Raw genomic sequence first — 22,972 nt, forward strand, 5'->3', positions numbered from 1 at the left:
CGTGGCGAATCCTCTTGAGAAGCTGCTGCGCGCGGGCGAAGGTCGGACCCTGCGTCGTCTGGGTCAGGTCGTCAAGGCCGTGAACGCCCTCGAGGAGGACTTCGAGAAGATCAGCGACGAGGACCTCCGGGGCGAGACGGCGCTGCTGCGGGAGCGGTTCGAGAAGGGCGAGACCCTCGACCAGCTCATGCCCGAGGCCTTCGCGGCCGTCCGCGAGGCGGCCAAGCGGACCCTCGGCATGCGGGCGTACGACGTGCAGATCATGGGCGGCGCGGCCCTGCACGGCGGCAACATCGCCGAGATGAAGACCGGTGAGGGCAAGACGCTCGTCGCGACCTTCCCGAGCTACCTCAACGCCATCGCGGGACGCGGCGTCCACGTCATCACTGTGAACGACTTCCTCGCGTCGTACCAGTCCGAGCTGATGGGCCGCGTGTACCGCGCCCTCGGCATGACCACGGGCGTGATCGTCTCCGGGCAGACGCCGGACGTGCGCCGTGAGCAGTACGCCGCCGACATCACCTACGGCACGAACAACGAGTTCGGCTTCGACTACCTCCGCGACAACATGGCCTGGCGCAAGGAGGACCTCGTCCAGCGCGGTCACTTCTTCGCGATCGTCGACGAGGTCGACTCGATCCTCATCGACGAGGCCCGGACGCCGCTCATCATCTCGGGCCCGTCGTCGGGGGAGGCCAACCGCTGGTTCACCGAGTTCGCGAAGATCGCGAAGACCCTCGAGGCCGGCGAGGACTACGAGGTCGACGAGAAGAAGCGCACCGTCGGCGTGCTGGAGCCGGGCATCGAGAAGGTCGAGGACTACCTCGGCATCGACAACCTCTACGAGTCCGCGAACACCCCGCTCATCTCGTTCCTGAACAACTCGATCAAGGCGCTCGCCCTGTTCAAGCGCGACACCGACTACGTCGTGATGAACGACGAGGTCATGATCGTGGACGAGCACACCGGGCGCATCCTCGTGGGGCGCCGCTACAACGAGGGCATCCACCAGGCGATCGAGGCCAAGGAGGGCGTCCCGGTCAAGGCCGAGAACCAGACCCTGGCCACGGTGACGCTGCAGAACTACTTCCGCCTCTACGAGAAGCTCGCCGGCATGACCGGTACCGCCGACACCGAGGCGGCGGAGTTCATGTCGACGTACAAGCTGGGCGTCGTCCAGATCCCGACGAACAAGCCGATGATCCGCAAGGACAAGGCCGATCTCGTCTACAAGAACGAGACGGCCAAGTTCGCGCAGGTGGTCGAGGACATCGCGGAGCGTCACGCCAAGGGGCAGCCCGTCCTGGTCGGCACCGTCAGCGTGGAGAAGAGCGAGTACCTGTCGCGGCTGCTGTCCAAGAAGGGCATCAAACACGAGGTCCTGAACGCGAAGAACCACGCGCGCGAGGCGGAGATCGTGGCGCGTGCCGGACGCCTCGGCGCCGTCACCGTCGCCACGAACATGGCCGGACGAGGCACCGACATCATGCTCGGCGGCAACGCGGAGTTCCTCGCGGTGCAGGAGCTCAAGGGCAAGGGTCTCGACCCGGTCGAGACGCCGGAGGAGTACGAGGCCGCCTGGGACGAGACGTACGAGGCCATGAAGGCCACGGTCGCCGAGGAGGGCGCGAAGGTCGCGGAGGCCGGTGGGCTGTACGTCCTCGGCACCGAGCGTCACGAGTCCCGCCGTATCGACAACCAGCTCCGCGGACGGTCGGGTCGTCAGGGCGACCCCGGCGAGAGCCGCTTCTACCTCAGCCTCACCGACGACCTGATGCGGCTGTTCCAGTCGGGGGCGGCCGAGGCGATCCTCGCGCGCTCGAACTTCCCGGACGACCAGCCGATCGAGTCCGGTCTCGTCACCCGCGCGATCCGCAGCGCGCAGAGCCAGGTCGAGGCGCGCAACGCCGAGATGCGTAAGAACGTCCTGAAGTACGACGACGTGCTGAACCGCCAGCGTGAGGCGATCTACGCCGACCGTCGGCACATCCTCGAGGGCGACGACATCGCGGACCGCGTCCGCCACTTCATCGAGGACGCCATCACGGCGGTCGTGGATGACCACACCGCCGAGGGGCACACCGAGAGCTGGGACTTCGACAGCCTCTGGACGGAGCTGAAGACGCTCTACCCTGTCGGCGTCACGATCGATGAGGTCGTCGCGGAGGCCGGCGGACGCAAGGGCGGCATCAGCGCCGAGGGACTCAAGCGGGAGCTCCTCTCGGACGCCCTGATCGCGTACGAGCGTCGCGAGCAGACGCTCGGCGAGGCCGCCACGCGCGAGCTGGAGCGCCGGGTGGTGCTGCAGGTCCTCGACCGCCGCTGGCGCGACCACCTCTACGAGATGGACTACCTCAAGGACGGCATCGGCCTGCGCGCCATGGCGCAGCGCGACCCGCTGGTCGAGTACCAGCGCGAGGGCTACGCGATGTTCCAGTCGATGATGGGACAGATCAAGGAGGAGTCGGTCGGCTACCTCTACAACCTCGAGGTCGAGGTGCGCCGCGCCGGTGAGGAGGGCGTCGCCGAGGTCGAGGCGAAGGGCCTGGTGGGAGCCGGGTCCGAGCAGCGGCTGGAGTACTCGGCGCCCAACGACGCCGGGGACGTGGAGGTCCGCAACGACCGGGGCCAGGTGCAGCAGGCGGCCACGGACCGGATGCGCCAGGCGGCCGCCCGTGCGGCTCAGGGCGGCGAGGAGGCCGAGGAGCCGGCCGCGTCGGCCGCGCGCGGCGCCTTCGGCCAGCGGGTCGAGCAGGACGCGCCCGCCGGGAACCGCGCCGAGCGGCGCGCCCAGGCGAAGAAGAAGTAGCGGGAGACGATACGACGGCCGGCCCCTCGGGGCCGGCCGTCGTCGTTGCGGGCGGGCGCTGCCGTCCGGAACGCCAACGGAGTGGAAGAATGGCCCCCGTGACCACCGCCGACGACCGTGAGCTCGAATCCACGCGGGTCGCGTCCTGGCTTCGGGACGCGATCCTCGACGGCGAGCGCGCCCCGGGAAGCCGACTCATCGAACGCGACCTCGCCGCTGAGATCGGCGTCAGCCGCGTGCCCGTGCGCGACGCGCTCAAGGAGCTGGACGCCGAGGGACTGGTGGAGCTGCGCCCGCGCACCTGGGCGGTCGTCCGCGAGTTCACGGATGCCGACATGACGGACCTCGACGAGGTGCGAGGGGTGCTCGAGCCCCTGGCGTTCCGTCTGGCCGCCGAACGCCACCGTCGCGAGGGGCTCGAGCGGCTGCACCGATGCCTGACCGCCGAACAGCGTGCGGCGCGTGCGGGCGACGACGTCCTCGCCCGTCGCGCGGCGGCCGACTTCCACGAGATCGTCACCGACCTCAGTGAGAACGACCTGCTGCGGGCGATGATGCGCAGCATCCGCAGCCGGCTGCGGTGGGCGCTGTCCCAGCACAGCGACGTGCAGCACATGGGCGACGAGCACCTGGGGCTGTTCGACGCCGTGCGCCTCCGCGACGGCGACCGCGCCGCCGAGCTCGCTGCCGCGCACATCGCCAGCAGCCGCCGTGAGAGGGAAGCGCACGCGGCGGCGGTGCGCACCCGGGCGGAGAGCGCCGACCCGACCGAGGAGGCCCTCGCCGGGCGGTAGCCTTGGGCGATGACACCACGCCAGTTCGATCAGTCGTCCAAGCTGAAGCACGTCCTCTACGAGATCCGCGGCAACGCACTCATCGAGGCGGCGCGCTTGGAGGCAGAGGGCAACGCGGTGCTCAAGCTCAACACCGGCAACCCGGCGATCTTCGGGTTCGAGGCCCCGCCCCAGATCGTGCAGGACATGCTCGCGACCCTCCCGACCGCGCACGGGTACAGCGACAGCAAGGGGATCGTCTCGGCGCGCCGGGCGGTCGTCAGCCGCTATGAGGAGGTCGACGGCTTCCCGCCGCTGGACCCGGACGACGTGTACCTCGGGAACGGGGTCTCCGAGCTCATCACGATGACGATGCAGGCGCTCCTCGACGAGGGCGACGAAGTGCTCATTCCCGCGCCCGACTACCCGCTCTGGACGGCCATGACGAGCCTCGCCGGCGGTACCCCGGTGCACTACCTCTGCGACGAGGACAACGGCTGGAACCCGGATCTGGAGGACCTGCGCTCCAAAGTGACGCCGAAGACGAAGGCGCTCGTGATCATCAACCCGAACAACCCCACGGGCGCGGTGTACTCCCGTGAGGTGCTGGCCGGGATGGTGCAGATCGCGCGCGAGCACGGCCTCCTGCTGCTCTCCGACGAGATCTACGATCGCATCCTGTTCGACGACGCCGTGCACATCCCGACGGCGACGCTCGCGCCGGACCTGCTGTGCCTGACCTTCAACGGGCTGTCCAAGACCTATCGCGTGGCGGGGTACCGGTCGGGCTGGCTCGCGATCACGGGGCCCAAGGAGCACGCTCGCGGGTTCCTGGAGGGCATCACGCTCCTGGCGTCGACGCGGCTGTGCCCGAACGTGCCGGCGCAGCACGCCGTCCAGGCGGCGCTGTCCGGGGTGCAGTCGATCGAGGCCCTCATCGCGCCCAGCGGACGGCTGCACCAGCAGCGCGACGCGGCCTGGGAAGGCCTGGAGGCGATCCCGGGGGTCTCGTGTGTGAAGCCGGCGGGCGCGCTGTACGCCTTCCCGCGTCTCGACCCGAACGTGCACGAGATCCACGACGACGCCAGGCTCATCTACGACCTGCTCGTCGCCGAGCGCATCCTGCTGGTGCAGGGGACCGGGTTCAACTGGCCCACCCCGGACCATCTCCGGGTGGTGACCCTGCCCGAGCCGCGGGTGATCACCGAGGCCATCGAGCGCCTGGGCAACTTCCTCTCCAGCTACCGCCAGTAGGTCCGCGCTCACCGGAGTGCGTCCGGCCGCCGCCCGTTGCGTCGGCGGCGGCCGGACGCGCCGGCGGGGGAGGGGGCAAGCGGCGCGTCCGCACGTTCCAGGGATGCGGCGACGCGGCGTATCGCGGCGGCGAAGGCAGAGCGCGGCGCGACGTCGGAGACCGGCCGCGCATGCAGGAGCGCGGCGTCCGACCCCTTCGGATCCGCCGGCAGGAACTGCACGTCGGAGATTCCAGAGAACCGGTCGAGCGCCCGCCGGACCTGTCCGCGGGCGTCGATTCCGAGCGGACCGGGTCGCAGCCGGTTGACCAGGACCGAGATGCGCGCGTCGGCGGCGTGCGCGCGGACCTCGGGGTAGTCCCGGACGAACCGGGCGACACCGAGCGGGTCCGCCGCGGCGACCGCCAGGACATGGTCCGCCTCGTCGAGGACGGTCCGTGTCGCGGCGTTGCGTGAGGGGATGCTCAGGTCGCTCAGGAGCTCCTCGTCCGCCTCCAGCCCCGCGGCGACGTCGACGATCGTGGTGTCGGCCCATGCCCGGCAGACCGTGAGCGCGGCACGGAGCCGATCCGTGGAGAGCTCGGGCCAGCGGGACGGTCGATTCAGGCCCGCGAGGACGTCGAGTGTTCCGTTCGCCGTCTCGACCGGACGGGCCAGTCGGCTCAGCTCCGCTCCGTCGAGCTGACCGCGCTCGGCGCGGCGGCAGGCGGCCGCGAGGCCGGGCGCGTCGTCGTCGATGCCCAGCAGGAGCGCGATCGCGGGTGCGTGCGTGTCCGCGTCGACGAGAGCGACCGATCCGGATCCTGCGAGCGTCGCTGCGAGCTGCACGGCCACCGTGGTGCGGCCCGGAGCGCCGTGCGGCCCCCAGACCGCGATGAGGCGTCCCGCTCTCGGCGGTTCGTCGGTGGGGTCCGTCGGCGGCGCGAGGCCCGCGCGGTTCGCGGCCGCGAGCGCATCCGCGATGGCCCAGGCCGTGGCGTCGGCGGGCAGCGGATCGGCGAGACCGTGACGACGGGCGAGCCGTCGCGCCCGCTCGCCGTCGCCCAGCAGGAGGATGCGCACGCCGGCGCGGTCGCAGGCGGAGAGGAGCGTGGTCCCGACGAGCGCGCGATCGGCGGGCATGATCACCGCCTGGACCGGGCCGGCGGCGGTCAGGGCCCGTCCCCGACCGATCCGCTCGGCGAGGACGGAAGGGGGGATGCACTCTGCGACGACGTGCCCGGCGAGCGGGAGGTCGTCGCGCAGGTCCTGCGCGACGACCTCGTCGAGGGCGAGCAGAACGGCCATCAGGGGTGCTTCCGCACCGGCACGACGGACATCGCCGAGCCGTCGGTGATCGCGCCCAGGACGTCTCCGACCTCGGCGCGGTCGACGACCAGCTCCAGCGACGCCCGGGAACCGCCGAGCATGCTCTCCTCGCGGGTGACGGCGGCCACGGTGGCGTCGGCCAGCAGGATCCTCGGCGGCGCGAAGCCCGGCCCGTCGGGGAGAGGCGGTGCGGTCCACACCTCGACGACGCTGCCCGGGACGATCGACGGCGGGACGGCGATGGCGCTGTCCACGACGATCGAGGTGACCGACGTCGAGTCCGCCGGTGCGGTCGCCGCGGCGGGCACCAGCTCGCCGTTCTCGATGGTGCGCGTGGCGACGGATCCTGGCTCCAGGGAGGTCGGCGTGAGGTACCTGTCCCCGGCGGCGGCGAGCGCCACGTCCACGACGCGCACGTCCGCGGAGGTCAGGGCCTGCCCGGGGACGATGACACGGGTGGCCTGCAGCACCGGGGCGGTCTGCCGGGCGGCGGACACGACGAGCCACACGCCCCCGACCGAGGCGGCGATGAGGGCCAGCCCGATGAGGAAGCGGAGATCCGCCCAGGGGCGACGGGAGGAACGTACGGAGATCATCCGGACATCGTCACAGAACGGGGCCATGTGTCGACGGAGTTATCCACAGCAGGGCAGGCCTCGGACCGGAAACGGCGTGCCGGAGGACAATGGTCGCATGTCCCAGGACCCCCCGCCGCAGGCGCCCCTCCTCGCGCCGGCACAGGTCGCCGAGCTGCTCGCGATCGAGGTCGACGAGGTCATCGACCTCGTGCTTCAGGGGCGGCTGCGCGGGGTCCGCGTCGGAGTCCCGGCGCGATGGCGCGTCGACGAGGAGAGCATCGCCGACTATCTCGACGCGCAGATCGAGGACAGCCGGCGAGCCGCGCTGTGGCGCCAGGCCGAGGCCGCCAGCTTTCCGGAGCTGTGGGGTCCGTCGGTCCGGCGCTGACAGTGCGAGGACCCGGCTCCCCACGCGGAGGCCGTCAGGCGCGCAGGCGGGTCGGACCCTCGGTGCGGATGCTGAGGAGCGCCTCCAGCGGGATGAGGCGGAACCCCTGCACCGCCTGAGTGCGGCGCGGCATTCCCGCGTCGTGCAGGGCGAGGTCGAGATGATCGGCGCCGGCTCTGTCGATCGTCCCCGCGAGCACGAGTCCGCCCCGGATCCGGACGGTGACGCCGGCGCGGCGGCGGACGAGGTCGCGCAGGACGAAGCCGAGCGTCATCCGCTCCTGCAGCGGCGTCAGCGGCTCTCCGTCGGTGCTGCTGTCGAGGACCGCGCCGTGGTCGAGACCCCACAGCGTCACGGCGGTCAGGGGGAGCACCGTCATCGCGGACGTTCCCGTCGGGACGAGCGCGGCCCAGTCCGCGCCCGCCCCGCACAGACGCCCGCGGACCGTGGTGGCGTCGACGAGCGTGGCGGTGACCGTGGTGGCGCTGCGGGCCAGCGCGCCGAGCCGGGTGCGCAGCTCCAGCCGGGCGATGCGCAGCCGTTCGGACTCCGCGTCCAGCGCGGCCCGCTGCGCCTCCCACCCCGAGGCGAGCTGGTCCTCGAGGTCCTCGAACAGGTGCTCCCATGCCATCCGGCCGAGCGTAGAGGACCATCGCATTCGCGCGTACGCGTTATCCACATTCCTCCTCGCGCAGCCCGTTCGGCGCCCCGGGCCCGTGCTCTACTTCGAAGGTCCGATCCCGGGAGGGCCCATCGATGGCACTGTACGAAGACTTCGCGCCGCAGCCGACCTCGTCCGCCGAGCTGCCCGATCCGCTGCCGTTGCTGCGCAGCCTCACGCAGGGCGCTCTGGAGGTCCTCGCCGGGGTGCGCGAGGTCGAGCAGCTCGCCCGCTGGTTCACGGAAGAGGCGTACGCGGCGCTCGTCACGCGCGCCAACCTGTCGGCGCGGGCACGCAGCGCGCGCCGGGTCGCGCCGACGCGCCCGGTGTACCGGATCCTGTCCACGCGCTGCTCCGCGCCCGCGGACGGTGTGGTCGAGGCGACCATCGTGGTGGCGGGTCCGGCCCGCACCCGCGCCGTGGCGATCCGGCTGGAAGGGTACGACCGGCGATGGCGGGTCACCACGCTCGCGGTCCTCTGACGACGCACAGCGGCCGCGGACGGGTCGATCCTGCGCGGGCCGTAGGCTGAGAGGGTGTCGACTCTCAGTGACCTCGTGCATGCCCAGGGCTGCCTGAACGACGACGACGTCGAATGGCTCCACCGTCTCGCCGGAGACGGCCAGCTGCTGGCGGACCTCGCCTTCGCGGACATCGTGGTCTGGGTGGCGACCTCGGACGGCTCGTTCATCGCGGTCGCGCACACCCGGCCGAGCGGCGCGGCGACGCTCTTCTATCGGGACATCGTCGGCGAACGCGTCCGGCCCCAGTGGCGCACGCAGGTGCAGGAGGCGTTCGACACCGCGCACATCGTGGACTCGTCGTCCCCGGACTGGTTCGAGGAGACGCCGACGCGTGTGCGCGCCGTGCCGATCGTCCGCGAGCGCGTGCAGGAGGGCGTCGCACCGCGGGTCATCGGCCTGCTCACCCGGCACACCAACCTGGGTGAGGCGAGGACGCCGTCCCGCCAGCAGATCACCTTCAACGAGTGCGCCGACGATCTGTTCCGCATGGTGGCGAGCGGGGAGTTCCCCGACCTGGCCGCCCCCACGTCTCCGCGGCGCGGAGCCCCGCGCGCCTCGGACGGTCTCATCCGGATCGACGTGGACGGGGTGGTGACCTTCGCCAGCCCGAACGCGCTGTCCGCCTTCAACCGGATGGGCTTCGACGACGAGCTCGAGGGGGAGTCCCTGGCGGAGGTCACCGCCCGGATCCTCCCGGCCACGCGTCAGGTCGACGAGTCGCTCCCCGTCGTGGTCACCGGCCGGGCGCCGTGGCGCACGGACGTCGAGGCGCGCGGTGTCACGGTGTCGCTGCGCGCGATCCCGCTGCGGGACCACGGCACGCGGATCGGCGCGATCGTGCTGTGCCGCGACGTGTCGGAGCTCCGGCACCAGGAGCAGGAGCTCATCACGAAGGACGCGACGATCCGGGAGATCCACCACCGAGTGAAGAACAACCTCCAGACGGTGGCCTCGCTGCTGCGGATCCAGGCGCGGCGCACGCACTCCGAGGAGGCGCGGGACGCGCTGACCCAGGCCATGCGACGGGTGGAGTCGATCGCCGTGGTGCACGACACCCTGGCCGGAGGACTGGCGCAGAAGGTCGACTTCGACGAGGTCTTCGCCCGTGTGCTCAAGCTCGTGGCCGAGGTCGCCGCGGCGCCGAACACGCGGGCGCGGACGCAGTCGAGCGGGCGCTTCGGCGTGCTTCCGAGCGACTATGCGACGCCGCTGGCCCTCGCCCTGACCGAGGTCGTGACGAACGCCGTCGAGCACGGGCTCGCCGGCCAGGAGGGCGTGGTCACGATCGAGGCCAAGCGGACGGACGAGAACCTGCGGGTGATCGTCCGCGACACCGGGCACGGCCTGCCCGAGGGGCGGATCGGCCAGGGCCTGGGCACGCAGATCATCCGCACCCTGATCCAGGGTGAGCTCGGCGGGACCATCGACTGGCAGGGCACGGACGGCGAAGGCACCGAGGTGACCATCGACATCCCGATGCGCTGGGTCCGGTCCTGACGCATCCGCACGTCGGGGCGGACGGCCGGGGATCGGGGCGCCGGATGGGGCCGCGGGTGTCCGGAACGGGCCCCGAACAGCGGGAAGACGCCCCGAAGGGGCTCAGGAGGCGCGGCGGGCGCGGGCGGCGCGGCGCTTGAGCGCGCGACGCTCGTCCTCGGAGAGACCGCCCCACACGCCCGAGTCCTGGCTGGACTCGAGGGCGTACTGCAGGCAGATCTCGGTCACGGTGCAGCGGGCGCAGACGGCCTTCGCCTTCTCGATCTGGTCGACGGCGGGTCCGGTGTTCCCGACGGGGAAGAACAGCTCGGGGTCGACGGTGAGACAGGCGGCCTTGTCGCGCCAATCCATGGGGGCTCCTCGGTGTGGATTCGTATGAGCGCGCGTACGCGCACTCCGGAAACGGGCGACGTTCGGGTGCGCTGCCCGCGGTCATGCATAGGGGAACTGCAAGCGGATGCTCGCCCCACGCCGCTGTGGGAGCACATGGCTGTGATCTATTCTCTTACATGAAACTCGTATGATCAAGGGTTTTTCCGCACTCCGTCCGTCGTGCCCGCGCATCGGCAGGGCGGAGCATCGACACCGGGAGGGCCATGCGCGCCTCGAAGCTCACCATCGTCACGGCGGCACTGCTGGCGCTCGAGGGGATCGCGCTCGTCGTGATCGCCCTGATCGAGGCCTTCCAGCTCGGTGCCGGGGACGCGGCGTCCCTGCCGTCCGCGCTCGCGCTGATCGTGCTGACGGCCATCGGGGGGCTGGGGCTCGTCGCCATGGCGATCGCCGTGCTGCGCGGGCGCTCCTGGGGGCGCTCCGGCGGGATGGTGCTGCAGATCCTCGCCGTCGCGACCGCGCTCAGCGCGCTGTCCGTGCGTCCTTTCCCGACCGCCTTCGTGCTGGCCGTGGGGGTTCCCGGCGCGCTCGGGATCGTGCTGCTGTTCCTGCTCACGCGGAGGGAGGGGCCGCGAGCCCGCCGTCGCTTCCTGGAGGAGCCCGACGGCCAGGATCCGCCGGCCGATCGCTGACCGGCCGGCCGAGCCTGATCAGGCGTCGATGCCGAGGGTCTTGCGCAGACGTGCCACGTGCCCGGTGGCCTTGACGTTGTAAAGGGCGTGGGTGACGATGCCCTGCTCGTCGAGGACGAAGGTGGAGCGGATGACGCCCTGGATGACCTTGCCGTAGTTCTTCTTCTCGCCCCAGACCCCGTAGGCCTCGTGCACCGCGTGGTCCGGATCGCTCAGCAGCGTGAACGTGAGGCCGTCGCGCTCGCGGAACTCCTTCAGCTTGGCCGGCTCGTCGCGGGAGACGCCGACGACCTCGTACCCGGCGCCCTGCAGGGACGAGATGCTGTCGCGGAAGTCGCACGCCTGCGTGGTGCAGCCGGGCGTCATCGCCGCGGGATAGAAGTAGAGGACGACCTTCCGGCCGCGAAGGTCGGCCAGGGAGACGGGGGAGCCGTCCTGGTCGCTCAGCGTGAAGTCGGGGGCGGGCGTTCCGGGTTCGAGTCGCTCAGTCGTCACGGTCCCAGCGTAGTCGGCCTGACGACCGGAGGCCTGGGGGAGGGGCTCAGGGGCGGTCTCCGAACGTCTCCAGGAGGCGCTGCAGGGAGTCCAGGCGAGCACGCCCCGCCTCGCTGAGTCCCCCCGATGCCGCCGCCTCGTTGAGCGCGCAGTCCTCGGCGTCCGGAAGGTGCGTGCAGCCGCGAGGGCAGTCCTCGGCGATGGCCGCGAGCTCGGTGAACGCGGCGAGGATGTTGGCGGGGTCGACATGACCGAGGCCGAACGAGCGCACGCCCGGCGTGTCGATGACCCACCCGGACCCGTGCGGCCCCCGATACCGGAGCGACACCGTGGACGAGGATGTGTGCCGCCCCCGTCCGGTGACCTCGTTGACGTGTCCCGTCGCCCGGTCGGCTCCGGGCACGAGCGCGTTCACCAGCGTGGACTTGCCGACGCCCGAGTGACCCACGAAGACGGTCGAATGGCCGACCAGGGCGGCGCCGATGTCCTCGACGGGCATGTGCCCGCGAGCGCTGGTGAACACGCGGAGATCGTCCAACCCGTCGAAGTGCGTCAGGAACGCACCGGGGTCGGCGAGATCCGTCTTCGTCACGACCAGGAGCGGGCGGATCCCCGCATCGAGCGCCGCGACGAGATAGCGGTCCACGAGGCGTTCGCGCGGCTCCGGGTCCGCCGCGGCGACCACGACGAGCATCTGATCGGCGTTCGCCACGATCACGCGCTCCACCTGATCGGTGTCGTCGGCGCTGCGTCGCAGCAGCGACGTGCGATCGACGATTCCCACGATCCGGGCGAGCGTGCCTTCGTCGCCGCTCACGTCCCCGACCACGCGGGCCTGGTCCCCGGTGACGATCGGCGTGCGCCGCAGCTCCCTGGCGCGGGCGGCCGTCACGGTGCGTTCCTCGTTCGTGCCCTCGCCGAGGAGGACCGCGTAGCGTCCGCGGTCGACGCCGAGCACCCGACCCACCTCGGCCTCCGCGTGGGCGGGACGTCGCTTGGTGCGCGGGCGGTTGGCCTTCGGGTTCGGACGCGTCCGGATCCGCGCCTCGTCGTAGTCGTCGAAGTCGTCCTCGTCGTCGTCGCCCAGCCAGCTCACGCGGAGGCGCCCCCGACGATCGGCGCCGAGGATCCGGCGAGCATGTCCTCCCAGAGGCGCGTGAAGCCGGGCAGCGTCTTGGCCGTCGTTCCGATGTCGTCGATCTCCACGTCGGGCACGCGCAGACCGATCAGCGCGCCGGTGGTCGCCATCCGGTGGTCGTGGTGTGCCGGCCACACCCCGCCGTGCAGCGGCGCCGGTGTGATCCGCAGCCCGTCCGGGAGCTCCTCGACGTCGCCTCCGAGCGCGCGCAGGTTCCCCGACAGCGCGGCGATGCGATCCGTCTCATGGAGGCGGATGTGCCCGATCCCGCGCAGGGTCGTCGGTGCATCGGCGAACGCGGCCAGGGCGACGAAGGTGGGCGCCAGCTCACCGGCCGCGGAGAGGTCCAGCTGGGCGCCGTGGATGCGCTCTCCGCCGCGCACCGTCAGGACGCCGCCGCGACGGGACGTGTGCGCGCCGAGCGCGGAGAGCAGATCCGGCAGCAGGGCTCCCGGCTGGGTGGAGTGCGCGGGCCAGCCGGTCACGGAGACCTCCCCGCCGGCGATGAGCGCCGCCGCGAGGAACGGCGCCGCGTTCGACAGATCGGGCTCGATCGGCAGCTCCTTCGCCCGCGGCGCGCCCGCCTCCACCACCCACTCCCCGGGTGCCGGACGCTCCACGTGGATGCCGCGGCGGTGCAGAGCCTCCACGGTCATGTCGATGTGCGGCATGCTGGGCAGCCGCTCGCCGGTGTGGACGAGGTGCAGCCCGACGTCGAAGCGCGGTGCCGCGAGCAACAGCCCGGAGACGAACTGGCTGGAGGCGGAGGCGTCGATCTCCACGCGGCCGCCGCGGATCCGGCCGTGTCCGCGGACGGTGAACGGGAGGGACCAGCTTCCCTCGTCGTCGACGTCCACTCCGAGATCGCGCAGGGCATGGATCATCGCCCCCATCGGCCGGTGCAGGGCGGTCTCGTGGGCCGTGAGCGTGATGTCGCCGTCCGCCAGACCCGCCAGCGGGGCGATGAAGCGCATGACCGTGCCCGCCTGCCCGCAGTCGATCGTGGAGCCGCCGCGGATGGCGGAGGGGGTCACCTGCAGATCCGGGCCGGCTCCGGCGCCGGGGACCTCCTCGATGGCGGCGCCGAGCGCCCGCAGCGCCTGGACCATGCGCGCTGAGTCGTCCGAGTGCAGCGGCGCGATCAGGCGCCCGGGGCCGTCGGCGATCGCGGCGAGGACGAGCTCGCGGTTGGTGAGTGACTTGGAGCCGGGCACCGAGACGGTGCTCGCCAGCGGCGTCGTGGCGACGGGCGCGGGATAGCGCCCGGCGTGCGGCGGGGCCGGGGAGGGGGAATACCTGTCGTCGCTCATCGGTTCCTACCCTACTGAAGCGCTGTTCCCGCAGCGCCGGCGGATCCCAGGAAGGCGACCGATGATCGCGACGCTCGAACCCGTGGTCGTGGACCCCGACGGCCTAGACTGGCTGGCGATGGATGACCAGGCATCGGAGGACGCGCCCGCGATCACGGCGACGGGCGAGACGGACGCGCGGCAGGAGTTCGAGGAGCAGGCGATCCCCTTCATGGACCAGCTCTACGCGGCGGCCATGAGGATGACCAGGAACCCGGCGGACGCCGCGGACCTCGTGCAGGAGACGTTCGTCAAGGCGTACGCCTCGTGGTCGAGCTTCACGCAGGGGACGAACCTCAAGGCGTGGCTGTATCGCATCCTCACGAACACGTACATCAACATCTACCGCAAGCGCCAGCGCGAGCCGCACCAGGGCACGATCGACGAGCTCGAGGACTGGCAGCTCGGCGGGGCCGAGTCGACCACCGCCTCGCACAGCCGCTCGGCGGAGGCGGAGGCCATCGATCGCATGCCCGCGTCCGTCGTCAAGGATGCGCTTCAGGCCGTTCCGGAGGACTTCCGGCTGGCGGTGTACCTCGCCGACGTCGAGGGCTTCGCCTACCAGGAGATCGCCGACATCATGAAGACGCCCATCGGCACCGTCATGAGCCGTCTGCATCGCGGACGACGCATGCTCCGGGAGCTGCTGGCGGACTACGCCGCGGAGCGAGGCATCTCCGCGGCCGGCACGAGGAGCAAGAAATGAACGATTGTGGCTGCGAGAAGGCGCGGCGGGATCTGGAGGAGTACCTGCGGGACGAGGTGTGCAAGACCGAGCACGCCGACATCCGTGCGCATCTGGAGTCCTGCCCGTCCTGCCGCGAGGAGGCCCTGGTGGCGACGACGCTGACCGAGGTCATCTCCCGCGCGTGCAAGGAGACGGCACCGGAGGAGCTGCGCGATCAGGTGCTGGCGCGTCTGCGCGCCGTCCAGGCCACCGCGCACTGAGCGGTACCGCGAGGGCGGCGTCCGTGCGAACCCGCAGGCGATGGCCGCCCGGGTCGGCACGTCGACCGTAGGCTGGTCGCATGAGCCTCATCGACGCGCACGACGTCCCCCTCGACCCGACCTCCCGCGATCGGCTGGCTGCGTCGGGGCTCGAGTACCGCATCGTCGACCTCGCCGATCCGGCCGCCGGCCGGGCGTTCGCTCGGGCGGATGCGCGGGGCTTCCTCGACGCGGCACCGAGCGAGGAGTCGGCGGACTTCATGAGGGACGCGCTCGCCTATCGCCGCAACGTCGGGGTGTTTCCTCCCGCGGCCGGCCCGGAGGCGCTCCCGGTCGCCACCGTCAACGGCTGGGTGACGCCCATGACCGTGCCCGGCGGCGAGATCCCGATGTGGGCGATCAGCGCGGTCACCGTGTCGGCGACGCACCGCCGGAGGGGGATCGCCCGTAACCTGCTCGAAGGGGAGCTGCGGGCCGCCGCGGCCGCGGGGGTGCCGCTGGCCGGACTGACGGCGTCCGAGGCGACGATCTACGGCCGCTACGGCTTCGCCCCGTCGCTCCCCGTCGCCCGGATGCGGATCGACACGCGTACCGCCGGGTGGCGCGCCGCGCCCGCGCCCGGACGGTTCGAGTACATCGAGAAGGAGGAGCTCGCGACCACGCTCTCCGAGGTCCACGAGCGCAGCCGCGGTGACCGGGTGGGCAACATCCCGGGCTGGCCGGGACGGTGGGAGCGGATGGCGGGGCTCGCGCCGGGCGACGACAAGGCCTCCTCCGTCCGTGCCGTGCGCTACCTCGACGAGGACGGCGCCGTGCGCGGCGTCCTGGTGTTCTCCCTCTCCCCGTCGTCTCCCGACGCGTTCCGCTTCACCCTGTCGGTCAGCCACCTCGGCGCGGAGACGGCGGAGGCGACGCGGGCGCTGTGGGCCTTCGCCCTCCAGCACGACCTGGTCGACACGGTGACCGCCGACCTCCGACCGCTCGACGACCCCCTGCCGTGGCTGGTCGTCGATCAGCGGTCGGTGGAGATGACGGTCCACGATCACGGCTGGCTGCGCGTGCTCGACGTCCCCGCCGTCCTGACGGCGAGGACCTACGCCTCGCCGTTGTCCCTGGTCCTGGGCGTGCAGGATCCGCTCGGCATCGCCGGCGGGACGTGGCAGGTCGTCATCGGGGACGACGGCGTCGCGCAGGTCGAGGTCACCGACGCGGAGCCGGAGCTGCAGGCGGACGTCGAGACGCTGTCGGCGCTGTACGCCGGGGGAGTGGCACCCGGTGCGCTGCACGCCGCGGGGCGCCTGGACGCGTCGCCGGAGCGCGTGGCGGCGCTGGACGCGGCGCTTCGGACGAGCGCGGCGCCCCTCCTCGGCATCTGGTACTGACGCCCCGGTCAGGCCGGACGACGCCGATCCCGTCATCCGCCGTCGGGTTCCTGCCAAAGTCGTCCGCGCCGCCGGGCGGACGGTGACCGCTGTCGGTGCCCGCGGCTAGCGTGGCCGCATGACCACACGTGCGGCGGTCGCCGACGCTCCCGCCCCGGCCAGGGGAGGGCTGGGGCTCGCCCAGGGGATCGCCCTCTATCTCGCCTCGGTCCTCGGCACGGGCCTGCTGGTGCTGCCCGGGCTGGCGGCGAAGGTCGCCGGCCCGGCCAGCGTGGTCGCGGTGGCGGCGGTGACGCTCCTGGCGATCCCCTTGGCCGGCACGTTCGCGGCGCTCGCCGCCCGCTATCCGGACCCGGGAGGGGTCGCCAGCTATGCCCGACGGGCGCTCGGCCCCACGGCGGCGAGGGCGACCGGGTACTGGTTCCTGTTCGGCGTGGCGGCGGGAGGACCCGTCGTGGCGGTTCTCGGCGCGCGCTACATCGCGACCATCGCGGGGATCGACGCCGGCGCTGTGCCGCTTCTGGCTCTGGTGTTCCTCGCCGTGCCGTTCGGGGCGAACCTCTTCGGGGTGCGTGTGACCGGCTGGCTCCAGCTGGCTCTGACCGGACTGCTCGTCGGCGTGGTCGTGCTCGTGCTCGCGGTGGCGGCGCCCGCCGTCCGGGCGGAGAGCTTCCAGCCGTTCCTGCCGTACGGCTGGGGCGGGGTGGGGACGGCGATCGTCATGTTCGTCTGGGCGTTCGCCGGGTGGGAGGTGGGCACGCACATCTCGGGCGAGTTCGCGTCGCCGCGGCGTACCATCCCGATCGCGACCGCGGTCACGCTGATCCTGTCCGGGGCGGCGTATCTCGCCCTGCAGGCCGTCACCGTGGGCGCGCTCGGCGACCGGTCCGGAGCCGGGGACGTGGTGCTCCTGGATCTCGCCCGGGTCGGCGAGCTCGACGCCGCCCCCTTCCTGATCGGCGCCGTGGCGGGCATCGTCGCGGTGGGCGTGCTCAACGTGTACCTGTCCGCGTTCGCCAAGCTCGGCGCCTCGCTGGCCTCGACGGGCGACATCCCGCGCGCCCTCGCCCGCGGGGTGGAGAGCGGCGCCGTGCCGCGGAGGGCGCTCCTGTTCAGCGGCGTGCTCGTGCTCGTCTACTTCGCCGCCGCATGGGCGACGGGGTTCGACCTGCAGCCGTTCATCCTCGTGCACACGGCGAGCATGGTCGCGATCTATGTGGTCGGCATGATCGCCGCGGTGCGGATCCTCCCTCGCCGCACGTTCGGGCACGCGATGGCAGTGGTGGCGACGGTGCTCACTGCGGGTCTCCTCGTGCTCGCCGGAGCCGCGCTGGTGGTCCCGGTCGTCCTGGCGATCGCGGCGGTCCTCGTGGGCGTCGTGCGCCGGAGACGCCGAAGCGGCGCTCCGGAGAACCGGAGCGCCGCTTCGCGGTGAGGATCGCGGACCCGCGTCCCGCGCACGCTCAGAGGGTGAGGGCCCGCTTGAGCAGATCGGCCTGCTCGGCCGCGTGCACCTTGGACGATCCGGTCGACGGCGCCGCCGAGGCCGGACGAGTGATGCCGCGCACCGAGCGCGGGCCCTCGGCGCGGAGGAAGTGCAGCGCCAGGAACGGCCATGCGCCCTGGTTCTCCGGCTCCTCCTGTACCCAGACGATCTCCGCGTTCGGATAGGTGTCGACGACCGACTTCACCGCCGCGAGCGGGACGGGGTAGAGCTGCTCGACGCGGACGAGCGCGATCTCGGGGTTGGGGTTCTTCTCCAGCTCCGCGCGCAGGTCCCAGTGCACCTTTCCGGAGTGCAGGATCACGCGCTTGACGGCGGAGCGGTCGAGCTCCCGGTCGTCATCGATGACCGGCTCGAACCGGCCCTGCAGGAAGTCCTCGACCGGGCTCGTCGCGCCGCGCAGGCGCAGCATCGCCTTCGGCGTGAACACGACCAGGGGCTTGCGCGGTCGCGCGTACGCCTGCCGCCGGAGGAGGTGGAAGTAAGACGCCGGCGTGGACGGGCGGGCGACGATCATGTTCTCCTGGGCGCAGAGCTGCAGGAACCTCTCGATGCGCGCCGAGGAGTGATCCGGCCCCTGACCCTCGTAGCCGTGCGGCAGCAGCAGGACGACACCGGACTGCTGACCCCACTTCTGCTCGGCCGCAGAGACGTACTCGTCGATCACGGACTGGGCGCCGTTCACGAAGTCGCCGAACTGCGCCTCCCACAGCACGAGGGCCTCGGGCGCCTCGACGGAGTAGCCGTACTCGAACGCGAGGGCCGCGTACTCGCTGAGCAGCGAGTCGTAGACGAAGAAGCGGCCCTGGTTGTCCGACAGATTGGTGAGGGGCAGCCACTCCTGGCCGTTGGCGCGGTCGTGCAGGGTCGCGTGACGCTGCACGAAGGTGCCGCGGCGGGAGTCCTGCCCCGCCAGGCGGACCGGGGTGCCCTCGATCAGCAGGGAGCCGAAGGCGAGCAGCTCGCCGAAGCCCCAGTCGATGCCGCCGTTCCGGCTCATCTCGACGCGCTTGTCCAGCGCCTGCTGCAGTTTCTGATGCACGGTGAAGCCCTCGGGCTTGTTCGCGTGCGCGTCGCCGATCAGGTGGATGACCTCGCGCGGCACACCGGTCGTCTCCGGCGCTCCGGCCTGCTCCTCGACGGCCTGCACCTCCGGTGCGATGGGGGTCGCGCCGGTCTCGGCGGCGTGCGTCTCCGCGAAGGCGATCTCCAGACGGTTCTGGAAGTCCGCCTTCGCCTGGTCGTACTCCTCCTGGGTGATGTCGCCGCGACCGACGAGGGCCTCGGTGTAGAGGCTGCGGACCGATCGCTTCGCCTGGATGAGGTCCGTCATCTGCGGCTGCGTCATCGACGGGTCGTCGCCCTCGTTGTGCCCGCGTCGGCGGTAGCAGACGAGGTCGACCACGATGTCGCGGTGGAACCGCTCGCGGTACTCGAACGCGAGCTGCGCGACGTGGATCACGGCCTCGGGGTCGTCCCCGTTGACGTGCAGGATCGGCGCCTGGATGGTCTTCGCGACGTCGGTGGCATAGACCGAGGTGCGCGAGTCCGTCGGCAGCGTGGTGAAACCGACCTGGTTGTTGACCACCACGTGGATCGTCCCGCCGGTGCGGTACCCGCGCAGCTGCGACATCTGCAGCGTCTCGACGACCACGCCCTGGCCCGCGAACGCGGCGTCGCCGTGGACGAGGATCGGCAGCCAGGTGAAGGTGCCGATGGGCTTGCGGTCCTGCTTGGCGCGGACGATGCCCTCGAGGACGCCGTCGACGGTCTCCAGGTGGGAGGGGTTGGCGGCGAGGTAGACCGGCAGCTCGGAGCCGTCGTCGGCGACGAAGGTCCCCTCGGTGCCGAGGTGGTACTTCACGTCGCCGGATCCGCGCTGGTTGCCCGGGAGGGTCGAGCCCTCGAACTCGCGGAACACCTGGCCGTAGGTCTTGCCGGCGATGTTCGTCAGGACGTTCAGTCGGCCACGGTGCGCCATGCCGATGGCGGCGCCGTCGAGGCCGGCCTGCGCGGCGCCCTGGAGGATCTCGTCGAGCAGCGGGATGAGCGACTCGCCGCCCTCGAGGCTGAAGCGCTTCTGGCCCACGTACTTGGTCTGCAGGAAGGTCTCGAAGGCCTCGGCCTCATTGAGCTTGCTGAGTACGCGCAGCTGCTCGTCGTGGCCCGGCTTGACGTACTTGACCTCGACCTTGTCCTGGAACCAGCGCCGCTGCTCCGGGTCCTGGATGTGCATGTACTCGATGCCGATGGTGCGGCAGTACGAGTCGCGGAGCACCCCGAGCACGTCGCGGAGCTTGAGGACGCGGTGCCCCCCGAAGCCGTTGGTGACGAACTCGCGGTCGAGGTCCCAGAACGTCAGCCCGTGGTTCTCGATCTCCAGGTCCGGGTGCGAGCGCTGGACGTACTCGAGTGGGTCGACGTCGGCCATCAGGTGGCCGCGGACCCGGTAGGAGTTGATGAGCTCCTGCACGCGCGCGGTCTTGTCGATGCGCTCCGCCAGGTCGACGGCGATGTCGTCGGCCCACTGGATCGGGGCGTAGGGGATGCGCAGCGCCCGGAAGATGTCCTCGTAGAAGTCGCGCTGTCCGAGCAGCAGCTCGTGCACCTTCTTCAGGAACTCTCCGGATCCGGCGCCCTGGATCACGCGGTGGTCGTAGGTGCTCGTGAGCGTGATGGTCTTGCCGATGCCGAGCGCGTTGAGGGTCTTCTGGCTCGAGCCCTGGAACTCCGCCGGGTACTCGAGGGCGCCCGCGCCGATGATGCAGCCCTGGCCCTTCATGAGACGCGGCACGGAGTGGACGGTGCCGATCCCGCCCGGGTTCGTCAGGGAGATCGTCGTGCCCTGGAAGTCGGCTGCGGTCAGCTTGTTCCCGCGAGCGCGGCGGATGAGGTCCTCATAGGCGCTGAGGTACTCGTTGAACGTCATCGTGTCGGCCCGCTTGATGCTCGGCACCAACAGTGCACGGGTGCCGTCGGGCTTGGGCAGGTCGATGGCGATCCCGAGGTTGATGTGCGCGGGGGCGACCACGGACGGCTTGCCGTCGACCTCGGAGTAGAAGACGTTCTGGCTCGGGAACTCCTTGAGCGCCCGGATGATGGCCCACCCGATGAGGTGGGTGAAGCTGACCTTGCCGCCGCGCGTGCGCGACATGTGGTTGTTGATGACGATGCGGTTGTCGATCATCAGCTTCGCGGGGATCGTGCGGACGCTCGTCGCGGTCGGGACGGTCAGGGACTCGTCCATGTTGTGCGCCAGCGTCTTCGGCATGCCGCGCAGAGGCGTGACGACGTCCTGGGCCTCCTCGGCGTCGCCGTCGTCCTTCTTGACCGGCGCCTGTGCAGGGATCGGCGCCTCCTTCGCCGGCTTCGCCGTGGTGCGGGCCACGGGCTGCTGACCGATCACCGGGATCGGCGCGGTCACCGGATGCGGCTCGGACGCCGGGGCCGCGGCGGTCGTGGCCTGGCCGGGCTGGTACTTCTCCAGGATCGGCCACCACTCCTTGTCGACGGAGTCGCGGTCCGCCTTGAACTGCTCGTACAGCTCGTCGACGAGCCAGGAATTGGCTCCGAACTCCCCGTCAGTCGAAGTCCCGACGCCGGTCCCCTGGCTCGACACGCTGGATCGCCTCTTTCATCGCTGAAGATCGGTGGTTTCCGCTCCGGGCCTTCCCCGGTATCGCCACGCTTCTGGTGTTCAAGCCTAACGCGTTTCAGGCGGGGGACGGCATGCCACGACGACCTCGCCCGGTCCCATGCCGACGGCGTGTCGGTAGCCTGGCCTCATGCAGTTCTCCGGTGAACGCCCCATGGTGGATTTGACCTATTCGGACGTGTTCCTCGTCCCCCGCCGATCGGGGGTCACGAGCCGTCTGCAGGTCGACCTCGCGCCGCTGGACGGGACGCCCGCGACCATCCCGCTCGTCTCCTCCAACATGAACTCGGTGACGGGGCCGCGACTGGCCGCGGTCCTCGCCCGCCGCGGCGGGATCGGCGTGCTGCCGCAGGACATGCCGCTCCAGGAGCTGGACGAGGCCATCCGCTGGGTCAAGCGGCAGCCTGTCGCCTGGGACACCCCGCTGGTGCTGGACCCGTCCGCGTCCGTCGAGGACGCCCTGCGTCTGCTGCCGCCGACCGAGGGGCACGGGGTCGTCGTCGCGACCTCGCGCGACGGCGCGGTCGACGCCGACGGCATCCGCGGGATCCTCCCGGCGACCCGTCTGGCCACGGCCCTGCCCGATGCCGCCCTCGGCGACCTCGTTCGCGAGGGCTCGCCCGCGCTCGACGTCGAGGACGTGACGGACGGGCGCGCGGCGTTCGACGCGATCACGGCGACCGGCGCCGAGACCGTCTGCATGCTTCGGCACGGGCATCTGGTCGGCACGCTGACCGCGCGCAGCGCGCTGCGATCCACCCTGTACGCGCCGGCGGTCGACGCCGACGGGCGACTCGCCGTCGCCGCCGCCGTCGGGATCAACGGCGACGTGGCGGCGAAGGCCAGGGCGCTGGCCGCCGCCGGCGTGGACGTCCTCGTGGTCGACACGGCGCACGGTCACCAGGAGGGCATGCTGCGCGCTCTGAGGACGGTCTCCGCACTGGAGCTCGGCATCCCCATCGTCGCAGGCAACATCGTCACCGCCGACGGCGTGCGCGACCTCGTGTACGCCGGCGCGACGATCCTCAAGGTCGGCGTCGGTCCCGGGGCGATGTGCACGACGCGCATGATGACCGCGGTGGGCAGGCCCCAGTTCTCCGCCGTGCTGGAGACCGCCGAGGCGGCGCGGGAGCACGGTGCACACGTCTGGGCCGACGGCGGGGTGCGGTATCCGCGCGACGTCGCGCTCGCCCTGGCCGCCGGTGCGGCGTCCGTGATGATCGGATCCTGGTTCGCCGGGACCATCGAGGCCCCGGGCGAGCTCCAGACGGACCAGGACGGCCGGATCTACAAGGAGTCGTGGGGCATGGCCTCCACGAAGGCCGTGCAGGCGCGGTTCGGCCGGCTCGACGCCTACGAGCGGGCCCGGAAGGAGTTGTTCGCCGAGGGGATCTCGTCCTCGCGGATCTATCTGGATCCGCTCCGCCCCGGCGTCGAGGACCTCCTGGACATGATCACCTCCGGCGTGCGGTCCTCCTTCACCTACGCAGGCGCCTCGTCCGTCCCGGAGTTCCACGAACGTGCGCTGGTGGGGCTCCAGTCCGCCGCCGGATACGAGGAGGGCAAGGCATTGCCGGTCAGCTGGTAGCCGACGAGCGCTGAAGCGGGCCGTGAGGTGCGGGTCGCGGCAGAACCACAGGGACGGCCGCTACACTCTGAGCCACTATGGACGACCCTCCTTCTTG

At 71.5% G+C, this 22,972-nt stretch carries 20 protein-coding genes; 12 read left to right on the forward strand and 8 right to left on the reverse strand.

Annotated elements, in window-relative coordinates:
• Position 1: 1 nt before the first annotated feature.
• The 3 genes from secA (at position 2) to V6R91_RS25765 (ending at position 4,836) form a co-directional block, all read left to right on the forward strand.
• On the forward strand, positions 2 to 2,809 hold the full coding sequence (gene secA, locus V6R91_RS25755; RefSeq protein WP_336397589.1) for a preprotein translocase subunit SecA: 2,808 nt from the start codon (positions 2 to 4) through the stop codon (positions 2,807 to 2,809).
• 89 nt (positions 2,810 to 2,898) lie between these two features.
• Entirely contained in the window at positions 2,899 to 3,603 is a 705-nt protein-coding gene (locus tag V6R91_RS25760) for a GntR family transcriptional regulator (protein WP_219086830.1), read from the forward strand.
• Between the two features lie 9 nt (positions 3,604 to 3,612).
• Entirely contained in the window at positions 3,613 to 4,836 is a 1,224-nt protein-coding gene (locus tag V6R91_RS25765; protein WP_336397590.1) for a pyridoxal phosphate-dependent aminotransferase, read from the forward strand.
• An 8-nt stretch (positions 4,837 to 4,844) separates the two neighbouring features.
• On the opposite strand, the gene V6R91_RS25770 is transcribed toward V6R91_RS25765, so the two are convergent.
• Positions 4,845 to 6,122, reverse strand: coding sequence for an AAA family ATPase (locus V6R91_RS25770; protein WP_336397591.1), 1,278 nt, complete (start codon positions 6,120 to 6,122; stop codon positions 4,845 to 4,847).
• Positions 6,122 to 6,739: an SAF domain-containing protein gene (locus V6R91_RS25775; RefSeq protein ID WP_231821244.1), complete on the reverse strand. Its 618-nt coding sequence runs from the start codon at positions 6,737 to 6,739 to the stop codon at positions 6,122 to 6,124. The genes V6R91_RS25770 and V6R91_RS25775 overlap by 1 nt, the downstream gene beginning before the upstream one ends.
• A 97-nt stretch (positions 6,740 to 6,836) precedes the next feature.
• On the opposite strand from V6R91_RS25775, the gene V6R91_RS25780 reads away from it, so the two are divergent.
• On the forward strand, positions 6,837 to 7,109 hold the full coding sequence (locus V6R91_RS25780) for a helix-turn-helix domain-containing protein (RefSeq protein WP_336397592.1): 273 nt from the start codon (positions 6,837 to 6,839) through the stop codon (positions 7,107 to 7,109).
• Positions 7,110 to 7,143: 34 nt separating this feature from the next.
• On the opposite strand, the gene V6R91_RS25785 is transcribed toward V6R91_RS25780, so the two are convergent.
• On the reverse strand, positions 7,144 to 7,740 hold the full coding sequence (locus V6R91_RS25785) for a hypothetical protein (RefSeq protein WP_271062937.1): 597 nt from the start codon (positions 7,738 to 7,740) through the stop codon (positions 7,144 to 7,146).
• A gap of 125 nt (positions 7,741 to 7,865) precedes the next feature.
• Here V6R91_RS25785 and V6R91_RS25790 point away from each other — a divergent pair, with 125 nt between their 5' ends.
• Together V6R91_RS25790 and V6R91_RS25795 are read left to right on the forward strand one after the other, a co-directional pair.
• Complete coding sequence (locus V6R91_RS25790) at positions 7,866 to 8,252, forward strand: Rv3235 family protein (RefSeq protein ID WP_067248180.1); 387 nt, start codon at positions 7,866 to 7,868, stop codon at positions 8,250 to 8,252.
• 54 nt (positions 8,253 to 8,306) lie between these two features.
• Entirely contained in the window at positions 8,307 to 9,791 is a 1,485-nt protein-coding gene (locus V6R91_RS25795; protein ID WP_271062936.1) for a sensor histidine kinase, read from the forward strand.
• Positions 9,792 to 9,893: 102 nt separating this feature from the next.
• Here the strand turns inward: V6R91_RS25795 and V6R91_RS25800 are convergent, their stop codons facing one another.
• Positions 9,894 to 10,142: a WhiB family transcriptional regulator gene (locus V6R91_RS25800; RefSeq protein WP_067248175.1), complete on the reverse strand. Its 249-nt coding sequence runs from the start codon at positions 10,140 to 10,142 to the stop codon at positions 9,894 to 9,896.
• Positions 10,143 to 10,387: 245 nt separating this feature from the next.
• Between V6R91_RS25800 and V6R91_RS25805 the strand changes: the two genes are divergently transcribed.
• Positions 10,388 to 10,816: a hypothetical protein gene (locus V6R91_RS25805; protein WP_271061872.1), complete on the forward strand. Its 429-nt coding sequence runs from the start codon at positions 10,388 to 10,390 to the stop codon at positions 10,814 to 10,816.
• A gap of 18 nt (positions 10,817 to 10,834) precedes the next feature.
• Here V6R91_RS25805 and bcp read toward each other — a convergent pair whose 3' ends face one another.
• Genes bcp through aroA form a run of 3 tightly spaced genes read right to left on the reverse strand, consistent with a single transcriptional unit; the run spans position 10,835 to position 13,759 of the window.
• Entirely contained in the window at positions 10,835 to 11,311 is a 477-nt protein-coding gene (gene bcp / locus V6R91_RS25810) for a thioredoxin-dependent thiol peroxidase (protein WP_271061873.1), read from the reverse strand.
• Positions 11,312 to 11,357: 46 nt separating this feature from the next.
• A complete protein-coding gene (rsgA, locus tag V6R91_RS25815) occupies positions 11,358 to 12,407 on the reverse strand; it encodes a ribosome small subunit-dependent GTPase A (protein ID WP_271061874.1) in 1,050 nt (349 codons plus the stop codon).
• Entirely contained in the window at positions 12,404 to 13,759 is a 1,356-nt protein-coding gene (gene aroA, locus V6R91_RS25820) for a 3-phosphoshikimate 1-carboxyvinyltransferase (RefSeq protein ID WP_336397593.1), read from the reverse strand. The genes rsgA and aroA overlap by 4 nt, the downstream gene beginning before the upstream one ends.
• 61 nt (positions 13,760 to 13,820) lie before the next feature.
• Between aroA and V6R91_RS25825 the strand changes: the two genes are divergently transcribed.
• The 4 genes from V6R91_RS25825 to V6R91_RS25840 all read left to right on the forward strand — a co-directional run bounded on the left by V6R91_RS25825 (position 13,821) and on the right by V6R91_RS25840 (position 17,563).
• Positions 13,821 to 14,504, forward strand: a complete 684-nt coding sequence (locus V6R91_RS25825) for a sigma-70 family RNA polymerase sigma factor (RefSeq protein WP_157518235.1) — start codon at positions 13,821 to 13,823, stop codon at positions 14,502 to 14,504.
• On the forward strand, positions 14,501 to 14,746 hold the full coding sequence (locus V6R91_RS25830) for a zf-HC2 domain-containing protein (RefSeq protein WP_067248159.1): 246 nt from the start codon (positions 14,501 to 14,503) through the stop codon (positions 14,744 to 14,746). Before V6R91_RS25825 ends, V6R91_RS25830 begins: the two co-directional genes overlap by 4 nt.
• 80 nt (positions 14,747 to 14,826) lie before the next feature.
• On the forward strand, positions 14,827 to 16,128 hold the full coding sequence (locus V6R91_RS25835) for a GNAT family N-acetyltransferase (RefSeq protein WP_336397594.1): 1,302 nt from the start codon (positions 14,827 to 14,829) through the stop codon (positions 16,126 to 16,128).
• A gap of 118 nt (positions 16,129 to 16,246) precedes the next feature.
• Entirely contained in the window at positions 16,247 to 17,563 is a 1,317-nt protein-coding gene (locus tag V6R91_RS25840) for an APC family permease (protein WP_336397595.1), read from the forward strand.
• A 28-nt stretch (positions 17,564 to 17,591) separates the two neighbouring features.
• Here V6R91_RS25840 and V6R91_RS25845 read toward each other — a convergent pair whose 3' ends face one another.
• Positions 17,592 to 21,251: a multifunctional oxoglutarate decarboxylase/oxoglutarate dehydrogenase thiamine pyrophosphate-binding subunit/dihydrolipoyllysine-residue succinyltransferase subunit gene (locus V6R91_RS25845; RefSeq protein ID WP_336397596.1), complete on the reverse strand. Its 3,660-nt coding sequence runs from the start codon at positions 21,249 to 21,251 to the stop codon at positions 17,592 to 17,594.
• A 166-nt stretch (positions 21,252 to 21,417) separates the two neighbouring features.
• Between V6R91_RS25845 and V6R91_RS25850 the strand changes: the two genes are divergently transcribed.
• A complete protein-coding gene (locus V6R91_RS25850) occupies positions 21,418 to 22,875 on the forward strand; it encodes a GuaB1 family IMP dehydrogenase-related protein (protein ID WP_336397597.1) in 1,458 nt (485 codons plus the stop codon).
• The last annotated feature ends 97 nt before the right edge of the window (positions 22,876 to 22,972 follow it).

Source organism: Microbacterium sp. CCNWLW41 (assembly GCF_037083505.1).